The 17,837-nt window shown below is 70.6% G+C and carries 15 protein-coding genes; 5 read left to right on the top strand and 10 right to left on the bottom strand.

From position 1 onward, the window contains the following. On the top strand, positions 1-409 hold a 409-nt coding region (locus VF612_RS16760; RefSeq protein WP_408660992.1), incomplete at its 5' end, for a hypothetical protein. Positions 410-489: 80 nt separating this feature from the next. Here the strand turns inward: VF612_RS16760 and VF612_RS16755 are convergent. From VF612_RS16755 to VF612_RS16745, 3 genes are all read right to left on the bottom strand, one after another. Next, on the bottom strand, positions 490-1,245 hold the full coding sequence (locus VF612_RS16755) for a MerR family transcriptional regulator (RefSeq protein WP_408660991.1): 756 nt from the start codon (positions 1,243-1,245) through the stop codon (positions 490-492). Positions 1,246-1,363: 118 nt separating this feature from the next. After that, positions 1,364-3,688 carry a ComEC/Rec2 family competence protein gene (locus VF612_RS16750; protein WP_408660990.1) on the bottom strand — a complete coding sequence of 775 codons (2,325 nt, stop codon included), beginning with the start codon at positions 3,686-3,688 and terminating at the stop codon, positions 1,364-1,366. A gap of 61 nt (positions 3,689-3,749) precedes the next feature. Beyond that, complete coding sequence (locus VF612_RS16745) at positions 3,750-4,547, bottom strand: helix-hairpin-helix domain-containing protein (RefSeq protein ID WP_408660989.1); 798 nt, start codon at positions 4,545-4,547, stop codon at positions 3,750-3,752. A 196-nt stretch (positions 4,548-4,743) separates the two neighbouring features. On the opposite strand from VF612_RS16745, the gene VF612_RS16740 reads away from it, so the two are divergent. From VF612_RS16740 to VF612_RS16730, 3 genes are all read left to right on the top strand, one after another. Then, on the top strand, positions 4,744-6,291 hold the full coding sequence (locus tag VF612_RS16740; RefSeq protein ID WP_408660988.1) for an AAA family ATPase: 1,548 nt from the start codon (positions 4,744-4,746) through the stop codon (positions 6,289-6,291). A gap of 158 nt (positions 6,292-6,449) precedes the next feature. Continuing rightward, positions 6,450-8,087, top strand: coding sequence for a hypothetical protein (locus VF612_RS16735; protein WP_408660987.1), 1,638 nt, complete (start codon positions 6,450-6,452; stop codon positions 8,085-8,087). A gap of 56 nt (positions 8,088-8,143) precedes the next feature. Continuing rightward, positions 8,144-9,040, top strand: a complete 897-nt coding sequence (locus tag VF612_RS16730; RefSeq protein ID WP_408660986.1) for a hypothetical protein — start codon at positions 8,144-8,146, stop codon at positions 9,038-9,040. A gap of 290 nt (positions 9,041-9,330) precedes the next feature. Here VF612_RS16730 and VF612_RS16725 read toward each other — a convergent pair whose 3' ends face one another. The 7 genes from VF612_RS16725 to VF612_RS16695 form a co-directional block, all read right to left on the bottom strand. Further along, positions 9,331-10,185 carry a DegV family protein gene (locus VF612_RS16725; protein WP_408660985.1) on the bottom strand — a complete coding sequence of 285 codons (855 nt, stop codon included), beginning with the start codon at positions 10,183-10,185 and terminating at the stop codon, positions 9,331-9,333. A 10-nt stretch (positions 10,186-10,195) separates the two neighbouring features. Beyond that, positions 10,196-13,096 carry a leucine--tRNA ligase gene (leuS, locus tag VF612_RS16720; RefSeq protein WP_408660984.1) on the bottom strand — a complete coding sequence of 967 codons (2,901 nt, stop codon included), beginning with the start codon at positions 13,094-13,096 and terminating at the stop codon, positions 10,196-10,198. Between the two features lie 177 nt (positions 13,097-13,273). Continuing rightward, positions 13,274-14,026, bottom strand: coding sequence for an SGNH/GDSL hydrolase family protein (locus VF612_RS16715; protein WP_408660983.1), 753 nt, complete (start codon positions 14,024-14,026; stop codon positions 13,274-13,276). Beyond that, complete coding sequence (locus VF612_RS16710) at positions 14,019-14,663, bottom strand: histidine phosphatase family protein (protein ID WP_408660982.1); 645 nt, start codon at positions 14,661-14,663, stop codon at positions 14,019-14,021. Before VF612_RS16710 ends, VF612_RS16715 begins: the two co-directional genes overlap by 8 nt. Next, on the bottom strand, positions 14,663-15,082 hold the full coding sequence (rsfS, locus tag VF612_RS16705) for a ribosome silencing factor (protein WP_408660981.1): 420 nt from the start codon (positions 15,080-15,082) through the stop codon (positions 14,663-14,665). Before rsfS ends, VF612_RS16710 begins: the two co-directional genes overlap by 1 nt. A gap of 67 nt (positions 15,083-15,149) precedes the next feature. Next, entirely contained in the window at positions 15,150-15,752 is a 603-nt protein-coding gene (gene hpf / locus VF612_RS16700; protein ID WP_408660980.1) for a ribosome hibernation-promoting factor, HPF/YfiA family, read from the bottom strand. A 106-nt stretch (positions 15,753-15,858) separates the two neighbouring features. After that, a complete protein-coding gene (locus VF612_RS16695; protein WP_408660979.1) occupies positions 15,859-16,587 on the bottom strand; it encodes a ComF family protein in 729 nt (242 codons plus the stop codon). A 165-nt stretch (positions 16,588-16,752) separates the two neighbouring features. On the opposite strand from VF612_RS16695, the gene VF612_RS16690 reads away from it, so the two are divergent. After that, complete coding sequence (locus tag VF612_RS16690) at positions 16,753-17,745, top strand: hypothetical protein (protein ID WP_408660978.1); 993 nt, start codon at positions 16,753-16,755, stop codon at positions 17,743-17,745. The last annotated feature ends 92 nt before the right edge of the window (positions 17,746-17,837 follow it).

Here is a 17,837-nt window from a genome sequence, read left to right as displayed (position 1 = left end):
GCTCACCCAGGAGTGCGACGAGAGCTATCACTGCGAGAGCGTGGTGATCGACCGCGTCACCGAGACCCGGCGGACTCTCAATACCTCGCTGGACTCCTATGAGCAGAACGCCGGAGCGATCTCCCCGGACGGCCGGACGGCGGCGTTGCTGCAACCCAACGGCCTCGGCTCCAGCAACGTGCATCTGCTCGATCTGGTGACCGGCGCGGATCGGCTGACCGGAGTGACCACCAGCTCGGACCAGACCCTCGGAGGGCGGACGTTCGTGTGGTCACCCGACAGCCGCTGGCTGTTCGTGACCAACGGCGCCGGCCGGGTGCTGGCGATCAACCCGGCCGGCCAGGCGACCCCGCTCGCCGTTCACGTCGGCACGGTCGGCCAGCTCGCCCTGCGGACCGGGCCTCGCTGAGCCTGGTCGGCGGTCAGCTGAGCTTGGTGTCGCGGTTCGGGTGAGCTTGGTGTCGCGGTTCGGGTGAGCCTGGTCGGCGGTCAGCCGAGCCGAGTGTCGGCGTAACACGCCATCGCGTCGCGGTAGTACTCAGCCAGCCCGTCGGCGATCCGATCGTAGTTGGCCTTGAAGCGCTCGTCCTCGACGTACATCCGGCCCAGGTTGGTGAACGCGGTGGCGTCGGGGGTCCAGAACCGGCAGACGCCCTGGTAGGCGGCATCGATCTCCGACTGCACGGCCGGGCTGTCGACCGGTTCGCCGGCTGCCATCAACTCGGCCATCCGGATCATGGCCGCCGTCATCTCACGCTGCATCCGCTCGGCGTCCGCCGCGGTCAGGCTGTCGGTGAACCTCTTGGACTGCTCGTACTCCTGCGGCCAGCGTTGGCGGGCCTCGTCCTCGTACGCTGCCGGGTCGAATCCCTCGAAGAGGTTCTCCGGCCGGTTGATCTTCATCGCGTTGGTTCCTTCCGCTTGCAGTTGGTCGATGGTGCGCGCCACGGTCCGGGCGAGCACGGTGAGCCGGTCCCGCTCGTGCAGCAACCGCTGGTGATGCGAGCGGAGCGCCTGCACCGGGTCCAACTGGCTGTCGAGGATCTCGGCGATGTCGGCAAGTCCCATGCCGAGCTCGCGCAGCAGCAGGATCTGCTGCAGCCGCAGCAACTGGGCCTGTTCGTAGTAGCGGTAGCCATTGGCGCCGATATGCGCCGGCGGCAGCAGGCCGATCTCGTCGTAATGCCGCAGGGCGCGTGAGCTGACCCCTGACATCCGGGCCACCTCGGCGATCGACCAGGACACGCGCCGCCTCTCCTTCCTCGGGTCCATCGGGTGTGCTCCCCGCTGCGATCCGGCGCGCCATCAGCCGGCCGGCCGCTGGCCCCCGACGTTAGACGTTGACGCTGCGGCAAGGTCAAGCTCAGCCGCCCGGCCCGGGAGGCGCCCGGACGATCGGCGTCAGCCGGCCGCCCCGGTCCACCACCGCGATGTCACCCTGCTGATCGGTGCGGGCCACCGGCACCCCCAGCCGGGTCAGCTCGGCGAGCAGCAGCGGCGACGGGTGGCCGTAGCCGTTGCCCGCCCCGACCGAGATCAACGCCAGCCGGGCATGGGCGGCCTGCAGGAACGCCGGGTCGGAGTACGCGCTGCCATGGTGCGGCACCTTGAGGATGTCGGCACGCAGGTCCGCGCCCGAGCCGAGCAGGTCGTCCTGGGCCTCGACCTCGGCATCGCCGGGCAGCAGGATCCGCACACCGGCCACCGTCGCCCGCAGCACCACGGAGGAGTTGTTCGGATCCGAGCGCGAGCCGCCGAACACGTGGCTCGGGCCCAGCACCTCGAGTTGGGCCTGGCCGGCCGCCAGCCGCTGGCCCGCTTCGGCCGGTTCCGGGCTCAGGTGGTGGCTGGCCAACGCCGACAGCACCAGCCGGTGGCCGCTGGGCGGATCGGTGAGCGGTGAGCTGAGCACCCGGTCGACCTGGCGTCCGTGCAGCACCCCCGAGATGCCACCGACGTGATCGAGGTGATCGTGGCTCAGCACCAGCAACCGGACCCGGGTCACCCCGAGCTCGTGCAGGCAGCGGTCCATCGGCACCGGATCGGGGCCGGCATCGATCACGACGGCGCTGCCCTGACCGGCGTTGAGGACCAGCGCGTCCCCCTGGCCGATGTCACAGGCGACGACGATCCAGCCGGGCGGCGGCCAGGCCACCAGCACCGCCCGGCCGGGGATCTGGATCAGCACCCCGAGCGCGGCCGCGACTCCCAACAGCACGCGGGCGGCCGGCCGCCGGCAGAGCAGCACCACCACCGTGCTCAAGGCGACCAGCAGCAACCCGCCGCGGACGCCGGATGGCCAGGGCAGCGAGGCGCCGGGCAGGGATCCGAAGTACTCGGCCACCCACACCAGCCAGCGGCACGGCCAGCCGGCCAGCTGAGCCAGCAACGCCGCCAGTGGCATCCACAGCACGGAGCTGAGCGCTGCCAGCAGCCCCAGGATGGTCGCGGCGGCGACCACCGGCTCGGCCAGCACGTTCGCCGGGATGGCCACCAGGCTGATCCGGCCGCTGATGCCGGCGATGATCGGCACCGTGACCAGGTGCGCCGCGGCGGCCACCGCCAGCGCCTCGGCCAGTCCGGCCGGCACCCCACGGTGGCGCAGCGCCTGCACCCAACCCGGGGCCACCAGCAGCAGCGCCGCCGTCGCGGTGACCGACAACGCGAAACCGAAGTTCACCGCCAGGCCCGGTTGCCACAGCAGCAGCCCAAAGGTGCTCGCGGCCAGCACCGGCAACGCCGCGCGCTGCCGTCCGGTGGCCAGCGCGACCAAGGCGATGCCGGCCATCACGCCGGCCCGCAGCACGCTCGGCGACGGGCGTGCCAGCACCACGAACCCGACCAGGACCACCATGCTGACCAGCGCGATCACCATCGGGGAGGCTCGCGCCCGCCGGAGCAGCAGGGCCACTGCACCGATCGTGAGCGAGAGGTTGGTGCCGCTGACCGCGGTGAGGTGTGTCAGGCCGGCCACCCGGAACCGCTCGGCGAGCACCGGGTCAAGCTCGCTGGTGTCGCCTACGACCAGGCCGGGCAGCAGGCCGCGCGGCAACATCGGCAGCCCCGCTGCCGCCTGGCGCAGGCCCGACCGCATCCGGCCGGCGCCGCGTTGCCACCACGGCGGCCGGCCGAGCAGCTCCGGCTCCGAGCGCGCCAGGATGGTGGCGGTCAGCAGGTTGTCCGGCAGCGGCGGGCTCAGCCGGCCGTCCAGCCGGACCAGCTGGCCCGGCAGCACACCGCGCCAGGCATCGGCGGGTCCCAGCACCAGGACCGCACCGGACACCTGCGTCCACCGGCCGCCGATCAGAACCGCTCGCAGCTGGGCATCGACGGCCGTCCGAGGCGAGCCGGCCGCTCCGCGGGAGCCCAGCGGCCGCGGATCGCCGCGCACCCGCAGCTCCGCCGTGACCTCGACGCCGGCCCGGGCCAGGCGGGACAGCTCACCGTCGCGGGCGTGGTGCAGGCGGACCGCCAGCGGAGCGAGCAGGGCGGCAGCGCAGCACGCGGCGAACGCCCCGATGAGCAACACCGGCCAGCGCCGAGCCGGCAGCGCCAGCAGGACCGTGGCAAGCACCGCGGCGCCCGCCACCACGCCGACCGCGCTGCCGCTGTGCCCGAGCCCCCAGAGCACCGCCGCCCAGCCCGTCAGGGCACCGACGCCCAACCGCAGGTCCACCGGCTCGGTCATCCCTGCCCCCGGCCCTTCGCGCGAGCGCCCATCGCGGGATTCGCTCCGCTGCGCTGCTCGCTCATCCGACGGCCACCAGCGGCTTGAGGTCGGCAAACTTGCTGTCACCGATCCCGGAGACGCCGTTCAGCTGATCGACGGAGTCGAAGCGGCCATGCTCGGTACGCCAGTCGAGGATGTGCTGGGCCAGCACCGGGCCGACGCCGGGCAGGCTGTCCAACTGCGCGAGGGTGGCCGCGTTCAGATCCAGCAGGCCGGTCGCCGCGCCCGGCGCCACAGCCGAGCCAGTCCCGGCACCCGCGGCGCCACGGCCCGGGACACCGATCAGCACCTGCTCCCCATCGACCAGCTTGCGCGCAAGGTTCACCGTCACCGGATCGACCCCGCTCAGAAAGCCACCGGCCGCCCGCACCGCGTCGTCGACCCGGGCGCCGGGCGGCAACCGGTACACCCCGGGCTTGCGCACCTTGCCCGCCACATCGACCACCAGCTGGGTCGGCCCAGCCCCGGACGACCCGGCCGGGCCGGCACGGGGCGACTTCAACGAGCCGCCCGGTACCAGCGACGGCTCCACGCTGCCGGTCGGTGAGGCATCAGGAGTCGCGGCGGCCAGCATCGGGTGCGGCCGCGCAGCCAGCACCCAACCACCGGCCACCAGCACCGTCAGGACGGTGACCACCGCCATCGCCAGGAGCCCGCGGCGGCCAGGATTGATCCGAGCGCCGGCCAGCCGCGCCGGCGAGGCAGCGTCCACGGCAGTGAGCTGCGCGGAGGCAGAACTGCCCAGCAACCGGCCGATCAACCCGGCCGCGCCGGCCAGCCTGGCCGCAAGCCCGCGCCCCTCATAACCCCGTTCCACCAGGACGACGTTAGGGAGCCGACGCCGCCGCGAACCGGCTTGGACGACAGCTGTGGAAAAGGTCCATGGCTGTGGATGACGACGGATCAGCGTGGGTGGACCACCGGCTGCGGCAGCCCCGCAGGTCGGTCGATTGTGTCCGCCACACGCGATTGTCGGTCCGCCGTGGCAAGCTCCGGAAAGAGCCGCTGAACGGGTGATTGAGCATGAGATGGGGGAACTGTCGTTGGAGGGACCGAGCGAATCCGAGGCACGTGCCTTCGGCGCGGCGTTCCGGTCGTTCCTGGAGTGGGTGCACTCCGGTGCGGGGGGTGCCCGAGGTGGCAACGAGATCGCCACACTGGTGAATGGCTGGCTGGGCATCGACGGGGCGAGTCAGTCAGTGGTAGCGCGCGAGCTGCCGCCGTTCGAGCACGTGAACTTCCAGACCGCCGTCAACGCATGGTCGCAAGCCCAAGGTCGCACGGTGGCGGTGCACGGCATCGTCCTGCCGCCGCACTGGAGTCCGCTGTCACTACAGCAGCTGATCAGCGGCGAGGCGCTGCCACCGTTGCGGCTGACCGCGCCCGCGCTGGTCGATCTGCCCAACGGGCCGTCCTCGACACTGGCCTGCCTGAAGCTGGGACTGCTGTTGGTCACCGACCAGGCGGGCCAGTACGTCGTGCTGATCGCCGGGCCGTCGGAACACCATCAGGGGCTGACCGTCGAGATCGCGGGCCTGCCGATCGAGGCGGCGCAGGCTGTGCACGGCGAGCTGGACGCGCTCAGGTCGCAGCTCAACGTGTACCGGGGCCACGTCCTGGACGTGGGCATGAGCCCCATGGGCGGCCTCGTGTTGACCTTCGCCGAGCTGCCGTCGACGCCCCGAAAGGCGGTCGTGCTGCCTGAGGCGGTGCTGACCCGGGTGGAACGGCATGCGCTCGGCATCGCCGAACATCGCGCGCAGCTGCTGGCAGCCGGGCAGCACCTCAAACGCGGCTTGCTGCTGTACGGGCCGCCCGGCACCGGCAAGACCCACACCACCCGTTACATCGTGGCGCGGATGGCCGGCTACACCCGGCTGCTGCTGACCGGCCAGTCCCTCCACGCGGTTGGCTCGGTCAGCGAGCTCGCGCGGGAGCTGGCGCCGGCCGTGGTGGTACTGGAGGACGTGGACCTGGTGGCCGAGGACCGCTCCTACGGTCCCGGGTCCAGTCCGGTGCTGTTCGACCTGCTGGACGCGATGGACGGCGCCGACGCCGACGCGGACCTGCTGTTCCTGCTGACCACGAACCGGGCCGACCTGCTCGAACCGGCGTTGGCAGCCCGGCCGGGCCGGGTCGACGTCGCGGTCGAGATCGGCCTGCCGGACACCGAGGCGCGACGGCAACTGCTTGCCCTCTATAGCGCGGGCGTGCCGGTGCAATGGAGCGATGACGATATCCACGACGTTCTCGAACGCACTGCCGGTGTCACCGCGTCCTTCCTGAAGGAGCTGGTCCGCCGTGCCGTCGTGGAGTCGCTGCACGACGCCTCACCGCTGACGTCGGTGACCGGCGACCAGCTGCGCCGCGCGGTCGATGACCTGCTCGACACCAGCCAGCAGGTCACCCGCAACCTCCTCGGCGTCAGCGGCGGCCCGGACGCCTCCGACGGGAACGCGACCGACGGGAGCGGCATCGCCCAGCCATCGCGTGCAGGGCCTGCGGCACACCTCAGCGGCTGGATGCCCTACGCCCCCATGCGGGGGCGACCCGGTCGCTGAGAACAACTCCACCCGTGACGACGAAGCCCGCAGCAGGGCGGCTCGTGCCGGGTCTGGCATCCCGGACGAACCGCAGGCCCCCCGCTCAGGCAGCCGCTGGCGCGTGCCGGAAAAAGCACATGGGTTGAGGTGGGAGACTGCCGGGTGTGCCTGTGTCCGTGCCCACCGCACCGGCCGCCCCGGCGGCCGGCACGTCATGGCGCCCGGTCAACTTCGCCCGGCGGCTCTGGAACTCCGGCTACCGCCCGGCCCTGATCGCCACCGGGTTCGCCAGCCTGCTGGCCTGGGGCTTCCTGCTGCTGCCACCCATGAACACCGACCTGGCCGCCCAGCTGGCCCGCGCCGACTTCGCCAGCAGGTACCCGGTCTCGATCATCGACTTCCGGTGGTTCGGCGGCACCGTCGAGTACGGCTACACCCTGTGGGCCTCGGCGTTGATGGCCCACCTCGGCACCAAGGTCACCGGCGCGCTGGCCGCGGTGATCGGCACCTGGTACACCACCCGGCTGCTCCACCGGCTGCGCCCCACCCGGCCGGTCCTGGGTGGCCTGGCGGCCGCGGTGACCCAGGTGGCCAACGTCGTCGAGGGCCGGATCACCTTCGCCTGCGGGCTGGCCTGCGGGCTGATCGCGATCACCCTGTTCACCACCACCCGGGTGCCGCGCTGGCTGGCGGTGCCGCTTGCGGTGCTGTTCAGCCTGCTCTGCGGCGGCGCCAGCCCGGTCGCCGGCCTGCTGCTCTGGGTGGCCGGCGCAGTGGCGCTGCTGCTGCGCCGGCCGCTGGCCGCGGCGGTGCTGACGGTGCCCTCGGGCCTGACCATGGCGGTCACCTCGCTGATCTTCGGAGACGGCGGCCACCAGCCATTCACGTTCTGGGACTGCCTGAAATCCCTCACCGCGCTGGCGATCGTGCTGGCCACGGTGCCCCGGCGCTGCCACCCGATCCGGCTCGGCGCCGGGCTCGGGATGGTGATGCTGATCGCGGCGTTCGTGCTGCCCACGCCTGTCGGCTCGAACGCCACCAGGCTGGGCGTGCTGTTCGCGCTGCCGGTCGCCGCCTCGTTCGTGCACTGGCGCACCCGGACGCTGACCGCGCTCGCGCTGCTGGCGATCCTGGCGCTACAGCTGCCGATCAACCCGGCCACCGTCGCCAGCACCGGCCGGGCCAGTGGCTACAGCGCCTACTACAACGCGCTGATCGAGGGCATCCGGTCCCGCGGCCCGCTCACCGGACGGGTCGAGGTGCCCGAGATGGCAGGCCACTGGGACTCGGTCTACCTGGCCCGCGGCGTTCCGCTGGCCCGGGGCTGGCTGCGCCAGACCGACGTCCGGCTCAACGACGCGGTGTTCTACAAGCAGAAGCCGACCGTGGAGTCCTACCGCACGTTCCTCACCGACAACGCGGTGCAGTACGTCGCGGTGCCCGACGCCGAGCTGACCCGGTTCGGCAAGGACGAGCTGGCGCTGATCTCGACCAACCTGCCGTACCTGCGCCCGGTCTGGCGCAACGCGCACTGGACGCTGTACGAGGTGCTGGACTTCTCGCCGCTGGTCGACCCCCCGTCCCAGGTGCTCAGCCAGCACCCCGACGCGATCGTGGTGTCGGTGCCGGCCAACAGCTCGGTCCGGGTGCGGCTGCGGTGGTACCGCTGGCTGGGCATGGAGAGCCAGGACAAGCAGGCCTGCATCGCCCAGGACGGCCTGTACGTCACGCTGCACACCGGGCGCGGCGGCAACTACACGTTCAACTCCCGGTTCCCGATCGGCACCGGGCACTGCCCATCGAGCCGACCATGATGAGCCTGTGGACAATGGACGAGCCCTAATGGCCTCGACCAGTACCGTTCGGCTCTGTGGGCCTACCTGCAAGCAAGAACGCTCTGAAGAAGCTCGGCGACCGCTTGAGCTCTGGAGCGGACCCGACTCCAGCTGATGATGCGCTACTGAACGCTTTCATCCTGTCCTACGACGAACCTGCGGCGATGGTCCAGGAACTAGTCACTCAGGCTGGCTATCCGTCGACGTCGAGACTCAAGACGCGCGGCACGCTCATTGAAAAGCTGGCGCGTGACCCTCAGACGAAGCTTCCAAGCGTGCAGGACGTAGCGGGTCTGCGCGTGACGGTAGAGAACCGTGTAGAACAGGACCTGGCCGTTGATCGGATTCGATCAGCCTTGGAGGCATCTGGATGCCCGGTCCGAGTGGTGGACCGGCGCGAGAGACCATCCCATGGATACCATGCGGTCCACTTGATCGCGACGGTACTCGGCGTCCCTGTAGAGATACAGATCCGAACCGTACTCCAAGATCTATGGGCGCAGGTTTCAGAGCGGATGGGTGACCGGTTCGGGCGTGCCATCCGGTACGGAGGACCGCCCTTGCCGACCGGTGATCCCAAGCAGGACGCCGTCCGCTTGGAGGTCGTGACTATCCATCGAGAACGAGTAGCGCAAGCGATCGCCACGACAGAGAACTTGATGCTTAGGCTTCATCGGCTCAAGGCGGAGCGCGAACATCGCACTCAGGTGATCGAGGGGCGCCTATACGACATAGAGGCACTCGAGTTGCAAGGTGACGACGTCAGTGGCGATCGGCTGGAACTCGTACAAGCGGAACAATCGATGAGGGAGAGCCTGTCTGAAGTTCAGGGTATGTTGATGGAACTGGAGGCCATCACCGAGACGTTCAGGACTACCTTGTTAGATCAGATCCGCCAGCTTGGTGAGATGGAGTCGGAGAGTAGATCATGATCCATTTCCTACTCGTGTTCGACCGTCGCGAAGGTCGAGTTCTGTCGAAGCAAGAGTTCGATGTCCGCAGTGCGGCCATGGCAGGCCGGTTCGAAGCCGAACGTTTACATAGGGATAACCCGGACATCGAAGTCGTGGTGCTAGGTGCGCAGTCTGCCGACGCTCTCAAGCAAACCCATGCCCGGTACTTTCAAGACTCACGACGCATGTATCAGAAAGCCCTACGGCGAGCGGTAGATGCAGAGGTAGCTGCGCTTCAGGACTAAAACCGCAGCCGCCCGTTAATAGGATCAGCGCTTGGTGACCACCACGCCGAGCAGCCCCGGGCCGACATGCGCGCCCACCACCGCGCCCACCTCGGACTCGTACAGCTGGCCCAGGTTGGGCAGCGCCTCCTTGAGCCGGCCGGCGACCTCGGCCGCCCGCTCCGGCGCCGCCAGGTGCTGCACCGCGACGTCCACCGGATCGCTGCCGGCGGCCAGCACGGTCAGCTCCACCAGCCTGGCGATCGCCTTGGACGCCGTCCGGACCTTCTCCAGCGGCATGATCCGCCCGTCCGACAGATGCAGCAGCGGCTTGACCGCCAGCGCGGTGCCGAACCTGGCCGCCGCCGAGCCGATCCGGCCGCCGCGATGCAGCCATTCCAGCGAGTCGACGTAGAACAGCGCCGAGGTGCGCTCCAGCGCGGTCCGGGCGGCCTGCTCCACGGCCTCCGGCGCGGCGCCGGCGGCGGCTGCCCGGGCGGCGGCCAGCACCGCGAACCCCAGCGCCATGGCCGCCGACCGCGAGTCGATCACCTGGATCACTCCCGGCTCGAACTCGGCCGCGGCCAGCCGCGCGGAGTCGCAGGTGCCCGACAGCTCCGCGGACAGGTGCAGCGACACCGCCGTGCTGGCCCCGGCGTCCAGCGCCGCCCGGTAGACCTCGACGAACTCCGCCGGCGTCGGGCGCGAGGTGGTGACCGTCGTCCGGACCCGCAACGCCGCGCAGACGTCGGCCGGGGTGACGTCCTGGCCCTCCAGGCCGGTCCGGCCGCCCAACTGCACCTGCAGCGGCACCACCCGTACGCCGAGTTCCTCCGCGAGCCCGACCGGCAGGTACGAGGTCGAGTCGGTCACCACCGCGACCTGCTGCTGAGCTGCCATCTGCCGAACGTTAGACGACGAAGTTGATCAACCGCCCCGGGACGGTGATCACCCGCTTGGTCGGCCTGTCCTGCAACGCCGCCAGAACCTTGTCATCGGCCCTCGCGGCAGCCTCCATCGCGGCCGGATCGGCGTCGGCGGGGACCGAGACGACGGAGCGGACCTTGCCGTTGACCTGCACCGGCACCTCGACGGTCTCCTCCACCAGCATCGCCTCGTCGACCTGCGGGAACTCCTGGTAGGCCAGCGACTCCTGGTGGCCCAGCCGGGCCCACAGCTCCTCGGCGGCGTGCGGGGCCAGCGGCGCCATCATCAACGCCAGCGCCTCGGCCACCGCCCGCGGCGTGCCGCCGTCCGGATAGGCCTGCGTCACGGCGTTGTTCAGCTCGGTGATCCGGGCGATCGAGGTGTTGAACCGCAGCGTCTCATAACCCTCCCGCACGGCGGCGATGGTCCGGTGCAGCAGCCGGTTCAGCTCCAGCGGCACCTCGATGTCGGCCACGTGCGGCTGGCCGGTCTGCTCGTCCAGCACCACCCGCCAGATCCGCTGCAGCAGCCGGTACGGCCCGACGATGGCCTTGGCGTCCCACGGCCTGGACTGGTCCAGCGGGCCGGAGAACATCTCGAACAACCGGAAGGTGTCGGTGCCGTAGCCGGCCACGAACTCGTCCGGCGTCACCACGTTCTTCAGGCTCTTGCCGATCTTGCCGAACTCCCGGTTGACCGGCTCGCCGTCATGGAAGAACCCGCCGTCGCGCTCGGTCACCTCGGCTGCCTCGACGTAGAAGCCGTCGGCGTTGGTGTAGGCCGGCAGCTGCAGCATGCCCTGGTTGACCAGCCGGTGGAACGGCTCGCGGCTGGAGACGTGGCCCAGGTCGAACAGCACCTTGTGCCAGAACCGCGCGTACAGCAGGTGCAGGACCGCGTGCTCGACCCCGCCGACGTACAGGTCGACGCCGCCCAGCGGCCGCTCCGGCGAGGGTCCCATCCAGTACCGCTCGATCTCCGGGTCCACCGGCGCGGCGGTGTTGGCAGGATCCAGGTAGCGCAGCTCGTACCAGCAGGAGCCCGCCCAGTTGGGCATGGTGTTCGTCTCGCGCCGGTAGGCCGTGGGTCCCTCGCCCAGATCCAGCTCGACGGTGACCCAGTCGGTCAGCCGGCCCAGCGGCGGCTCGGGCTCGGAGCCCGCGTCGTCGGGCGGGTAGGACTTCGGGGTGAAGTCGTTGGTCTCGGGCAGCAGCAGCGGCAGCATGCTCTCGGGCAGGGCGACGGGCTGGTCGTTCTCGTCGTAGACGATCGGGAACGGCTCGCCCCAGTACCGCTGCCGGCTGAACAGCCAGTCCCGCAGCCGGTAGGTGGTGGCGCCGCGCCCGGCCCCGGTGCGCTCCAGGTAGGAGATGGTGGCGGCCTTGGCCTCGGCGACGCCCAGACCGTTCAGGTCCAGCTCGTCGTTGGCCGAGTTGATCGCCGGCCCGTCGCCGGTGAAGGCCTTGCCACCGGCCTCCTCGAAACCCTCGCTCGGCTGGACGGTCCGCACGATCGGCAGGCCGTAGGACTCGGCGAACTCCCAGTCCCGCTCGTCCTGGCCCGGCACCGCCATGATCGCCCCGGTGCCGTAGCCCATCAGGACGTAGTCGGCAATGAAGATCGGCAGCTGGGCGCCGGTCACGGGGTTGGTCGAGAACGTCCCGGTGAACACGCCGGTCTTGACCTTGGCATCCGCGCCCGACCGGTCGGCGTCGGTCTTGGCAGCGGCCGCGGCCTGGTACGCGGTGACCGCCTCGGCCGGCGTGGCATGGCCGCCGGTCCACTCCGGCGCGACGCCGGCCGGCCACTGCTGCGCGGTCAGCTCGGCGACCAGCGGGTGCTCGGGCGCCAGCACCAGGTAGGTCGCCCCGAACAGCGTGTCCGGACGGGTGGTGAACACCGTCAGGTCGCCGGCCGGGGTGCCGAACGAGATGTGCGCGCCGACCGAGCGCCCGATCCAGTTCTTCTGCATCGTCCGGACCTTCTCGGGCCAGTCGATGGAGTCCAGGTCGGCCAGCAGCCGGTCGGCGTAGGCGGTGATCCGCAGCATCCACTGCGCCAGCGGCTTGCGGAACACCGGGAAGTTGCCGCGCTCGGAGCGCCCGTCCGCGGTCACCTCCTCGTTCGCCAGCACCGTGCCCAGGCCCGGGCACCAGTTGACCGGCAGCTTGGCGACGTAGGCCAGCCGGTGCCGGTCGATCACGGTCCGCCGCTCGGTGGCGTCCAGCTCGGCCCAGGGCTTGCCGAAGTCGTTGGTCCCGGCCTCCGGCTCGCGGCCACCGGAATCCAGCTCGGCGATCAGCTCGCTGATCGGACGCGCCCGATCGGCTTCGCGGTCATAGAAGGAGTTGAAGATCTGCAGGAAGATCCACTGCGTCCAGCGGTAGAACTCCGGGTCCGTGGTGGCCACCACCCGGCGCTGGTCGTGGCCCAGCCCCAGCGCGCGCAGCTGCCGCTTGAAGGCCACGATGTTGTTGTCGGTGGTGGTCGCCGGATGCTGGCCGGTCTGCAGCGCGTACTGCTCGGCGGGCAGGCCGAAGGCGTCGAAGCCCATGGTGTGCAGGACGTTCACCCCCCGCATCCGCAGGTAGCGGGCATAGACGTCGGTGCCGATGTAGCCCAGCGGATGCCCGACATGCAGCCCCGCGCCGGACGGGTAGGGAAACATGTCCATGACGAAGGTGTGCGGCTTGCCCGCCATCCGCTCGAAGCCCTCGCTCAGCTCACCGGCGGGGTTCGGGGCGTTGAAGGTGCCCCGGCTGGCCCACTCCTGCTGCCAGTGGGACTCGATCTGGTTGGCCAGGGCCGCGGTGTAGCGGAACGGCGGGGCATCGGTGTCGCCGGGCTGCGCGGTGTCGCTGGGCTGCGCGGTGCTCGCGGTCATCGTGGGGCCTCTCCCGATCGGAATGCATCGTTGGCCGGCTGGCGCGCCGGCCCCGGACAGACGAAGAGCCCCTGCGAAGAAGGCAGAGGCTCAAGCCGCGCTGGGTGGAAAGCTGACCTCAGCGCGGCCCGGTAAGGAGCAGGTGCGTGCCCATGGCAGCGATACTACCGGGCGGGCTCACCTGCTTTGTGCCGGTCCGACGGCCCGCAGCACGGCCGCCGCCTGCTCGCCCACCGCGCGGTGGCAGTCCCAGCCCCAGTGGATGCCGTCGACATTCATGCCCGGCGTGCCGAGGAACGGCCGCACCCACTCGTCCAGGCGCAGCAGCTCGACACCGGCCTGCCGGCCCCAGTCCAGCGCCGCCCGGACGGCCGGTGGGTGGCCGGCGCGGACCCGGCCGTAACCCGGGGCGTCGTGTGGTGGCGGGACCACGCCGAGGATGCGGATGTGCGGATGGAAGTAGCGGATGCCGGCCACGCACCGGCTCAGGTAGTGGTTGGTGAGCGGCTGGGGCAGGGTGCGCCACCGGCCCCGGAGCAGCGCCGCGCCCACCGGCTGGGCCCGGCGGAACAGCGCCGTGGCGGCGATGCGCAGCGGCCGCGGGCGCAGCAGCCGGATGCCCTCGCGCAGGTGCGACGGCAGGATGGCGGGCAGGTAGTCCATGCCGCCCACCGCGAGCACCACCACGTCGGCGCGCGGCAGCAGCACCGAGTACACGTGCGGATCGCGGGTCAGGGCGAACCAGGCGTCCCGGGCGGTCCAGCCGCGGCGGCCGAAGATGGTGGCGTGGCAGGGCCGGTCCGGGGTGCTCAGGGCGGCGGCAAGCACATTCGGCCACAGCTTCGGTTCGGTGGTCAGCTCGCCCATCCCGGGGCCGTGGAAGGCCAGCGAGTCGGTGAGCAGCAGGATCTCGGTGGCAGCCTCAGGCATCGGCGTCGGAGTGGTCCCCGTCCGGCGCCAGCGACGGGATGACCGGCCCGGGCGGCCCGGCGTTGTGGGCCCGGAGCGTCCAGCCGTCGCCGCTGTCGCGCAGCTCGGTCCAGTGGCAGTTGGCCAGCGGCCCGAGGATGGACGGCGTCTGGGGCAGCCCGAGCAGCGCCGCGGCCAGGCACATCGAGGTGGCGCCGTGGCTGATCAGCACCGTGAGCTCCACCTCGGGCAGCTCATCGAGCGCCTTGACCGCCCGGGTGGCCACCTCCTGCCGGCTCTCCCCGCCCCGGCGGGTGACATCCCGGCCGGCCAGCCAGTCGGCGTACTCCTCCGGATACCGGGCCTGCACCTCGTCGCGGGTCAGTCCCTGCCAGTGACCGAGGTGCCGCTCCCGCAGCCGCTGGTCATAGATCAGCTGCTTGCCGGTCAGGGCGGCGATCTTCTCGGCGGTCTGCCTGGCCCGCAGCAGGTCCGAGGACGCCAGCAGATCCGGGTTCATCGCCGCGACCAGCGCCGCGGCCTCCAGCGCCTGGGCCTGGCCGACGGCATCCAGCGGCGGGTCCTCCTGGCCCTGATACCGGCGCTCGGCGTTCCAGGCGGTCCGGCCATGCCGAAGGATGACCAGCCGGCGCAGCACTAGGCCTCGTCCGCCTGGCCCGCCCCGCCGGCTCTGGACGAGCTGCCCGCGACCGGTGGCCGGCCGTCGTCGAACTCGATGCGGGGACAGTCCTTCCAGAGCCGTTCGAGGGAGTAGAAGACCCGCTCCTCGGCGTGCTGGACGTGCACCACGATGTCGGCGTAGTCCAGCAGCACCCACCGGCCGTCGCGCTTGCCCTCGCGGCGCAACGGCTTGGTGCCGGCCAGCCGGAGCTTCTCCTCCACCGAGTCGACGATCGCCTCGACCTGGCGCTCGTTGCTGCCGGTGACGATCACGAAGACGTCGGTGATGGCCAGCCGGTCACTGACGTCGATCAGCACGATGTCGGTGGCGAGCTTGTCCGCGGCAGCGTCCCCGGCGATCCGGGCGAAGGAGATGGCGGTGTCGGTAGCGGTCATGATTGCCCAGAATACCGGGCATTCCGGGGGCGGCTTACCTCACGACCGCCCGGCCGGCCGGGCGTGGTCACTCGACCAGCCGGATCACCCCGTAGTCGTAGCCCTTTCGCCGGTAGACCACGCTCGGGTGCCCGCCGTCGGCATCGGAGAACAGGTAGAAGTCGTGACCCACGAGCTCCATCTCGAACAGCGCCTGGTCGATGGTCATGGGCTTGGCCGGGTGCTCCTTCTCGCGCACCACCCGGCCGGGGCCGTCGGGCAGCTCGTCGTCCTCCGGCGGGCCGTCGGATGCGGCCTCGATCACCGGCTCGGGCTCGATCAGGGCGCCGGTGGCGGCGGCCACCGAGGTGGGGGTGTGCCGGCCGTGGTGCACCCGGCGGCGATCGGCTGCCTGCCGGAACTTGCGTGCCAGCCGCTCGACGGCGAGGTCGAGGGCCTTGTAGAAGTCTGCCGCGCAGGCCTCCACCCGGACGACCGGGCCGCGGACTCGGCAGGTGATCTCGACGCGCTGGCAGATCTCGGACTGCCGGGGATTCTTCTCGTGGAGGAGTTCGACATCGGCCCGGATTATCCGGTTGTCGTAACGCTCGACTTTGGCTAGCTTGTCTGCGACATGTTGGCGGTAGTGATCGGGCACCTCGACGTTACGGCCCCTCACAACAATGTCCACGCGACCTCCTGGCTGCTCGAGACGTTCGCGAGCCGCAACCGGCCGGACGGGCCTTCCCCCCAGCTGGCCCGCCACGCCCCAGCTCGCTGGCGCCTTTTTCGGTAGGTCATGTGAACGCTAGCCCTTCGTCCTGAATCTGCCCAGCCGAAACGTGCCGGCGGCGTGCTGGCAGCGCGACCGGCCTGCTGTGCCGGGGCCGGCGCAGCGGGGTCGCGGCGATCACCGCGGCGCCCGACACCCGCCAGCCGGCCGCCTGCAGCGCCCGGGATGCCTCGGTGAGAGTGGCTCCGGTGGTCACGATGTCGTCGACGATCAGCACCGGACGGCCGCCGAGAACCGGGATCGCGCGCATCCGATGGCTGAGGTTCGCCGATCGCTGGGCCGCCGACAATCCCGCCGAATCCCGGCCGCGCCCGAGCAGGCGCAGCGCCGGGAGCACGTCCAGGCCGTTCTGCGGAGCCACCTCGGCGACCAGCCGCAGCAGGTGGTCACCGCCCCGCTGGCGAGCCGCCGAGCGGCTGGACGGAACCGGCACCAGCAGCGGGGCCGGCTCGCCCTGACAGAACTGCCGATGGCCCACGTCGACGGCGTCGCTCAGGTAGGCCGCCAGCGGACCGGCCAGCGCCCGCTGGCCGCGCTCCTTGTACGCGAGCAGCGCGCTGCGCAGCCCGCCGCCGTACTCCCCGGCGGCCACGACCGGGGGCGGCGACGGCAACGCCACGGGCTTGGGCTCTGAGTCCGGCCGGCAGTCCAGGCACCACGGCAGCCCGCCCCGGCCGCAACACACGCAGCGGGACGGCAACACCAGATCAAGCAAGTCGGGCAATAACCTCATGCCAGGAGCTTGCCCCGGATCTCAGGAGGCGGGCCGGGGCACCGCGGATCTGTGGAAAAGGACCTGTATGGCTATTGAGCAATATCGACTAAAGCACATATTGTTCACACGCTTACGTTATATTCGTTATGGCCTGCGAGGTGGCATGTCGCTCCGGGGGTGATGATGTCACTTCAGGATCTCGGGCTGTCCGAGACTCACGAGCTGCTGTACCGGCTTGCCATCGAGCGGCCCACGATGTCGTTGCGCCAAGTGTGCGAGTTCACGGGACTGTCAGAGGACGAAGCCCGGCAGGCGCTTGCCGATCTCGTCGACTTCGGGTTGGCTGTCGCCGCGCCCCTCCACCCATGGGGGATTCGGCTGGTCAACGTCCTGGTCGGGCTGGGCCAGCTCATCGAAACGGTCGAAGATCGATTGCTGCGCCAGCAACGCCGGGTGGCCGACGCCCGTGCCGTCGCCCTGGAGTTGGCCCGGGTGCAGAGCTGCGCCACCGCTACCAGCCAAGCCAGCCCGGTGGGGATCGAACAGATCCTCCATCTGCCCGACGTGCACGAGCGGCTCGATGAGCTGTATTTCTTCGCCAGGGACAGCGTCTTCGCCATACACCCTGATGGCCCGAAACCCACCGTCGCGCTGAACGCCGGGCGCCCGGTCGACCAGCGAAGCCTTCGCCGGGGGCTGCTGATCCGGACGGTCTACGAACACGCGGTGCTCGACGACGAGGTGAACCGCGCCTACCTCGACGAGTTGACTGCCGACGGCGCGCACCTACGCCTGAACAAGTCCCGCCTCGAGCGGCTGATCATCGTGGACTCCAAGATCGCCGTGGTGCCGATAGACCCCCGGCGCGCCAGCCGGGGGGTCCTGGTCATTCGCGAAGCCGGCCTCGTCAACAACCTCCTCAAGGTCTTCGACACGACGTGGAACGAGTCGGATCCGGTGCCCTGGGCCGAAGTGGCAGAAGACTCCGATGTCTCTGATGAGGACCGGCGCATCCTGACCCTGCTGGCCGCCGGCTGCACCGACGAGACAGCGGCCAGGCAGCTGGGAGTGTCGGTTCGGCATCTGCGCAGGCGGGTCGCCCGGCTGATGGGTTTGCTGGAGGCCAGCAGCAGGTTCGAGGCCGGAGCAGAGGCGGCGCATCGCAGATGGATCTGAGACGCCAGGCAACATGTTGCCAGCCGAAGGTCAATTCATGCCCAGTTGGGTCTACCCCTGTGCAGCATCACAAGGCAAGATAATGCCAGATG

The organism is Jatrophihabitans sp. (assembly GCF_036388195.1).
Taxonomy (GTDB): domain Bacteria; phylum Actinomycetota; class Actinomycetes; order Mycobacteriales; family Jatrophihabitantaceae; genus Jatrophihabitans_A.
The sequence above is the reverse complement of the archived record's forward strand: the minus strand, read 5'-3'. Positions and strand labels throughout refer to the sequence as shown.

Coding starts and splice junctions, on each gene's coding strand:
- VF612_RS16725 (WP_408660985.1), bottom strand. CDS start 10,185: ATGGCAGCTCAGCAGCAGGTCGCGGTGGTGACCGACTCGACCTCGTAC.
- rsfS (WP_408660981.1), bottom strand. CDS start 15,082: ATGACCGCTACCGACACCGCCATCTCCTTCGCCCGGATCGCCGGGGAC.
- VF612_RS16715 (WP_408660983.1), bottom strand. CDS start 14,026: ATGCCTGAGGCTGCCACCGAGATCCTGCTGCTCACCGACTCGCTGGCC.
- VF612_RS16750 (WP_408660990.1), bottom strand. CDS start 3,688: ATGACCGAGCCGGTGGACCTGCGGTTGGGCGTCGGTGCCCTGACGGGC.
- leuS (WP_408660984.1), bottom strand. CDS start 13,096: ATGACCGCGAGCACCGCGCAGCCCAGCGACACCGCGCAGCCCGGCGAC.
- VF612_RS16690 (WP_408660978.1), top strand. CDS start 16,753: ATGTCACTTCAGGATCTCGGGCTGTCCGAGACTCACGAGCTGCTGTAC.
- VF612_RS16695 (WP_408660979.1), bottom strand. CDS start 16,587: ATGAGGTTATTGCCCGACTTGCTTGATCTGGTGTTGCCGTCCCGCTGC.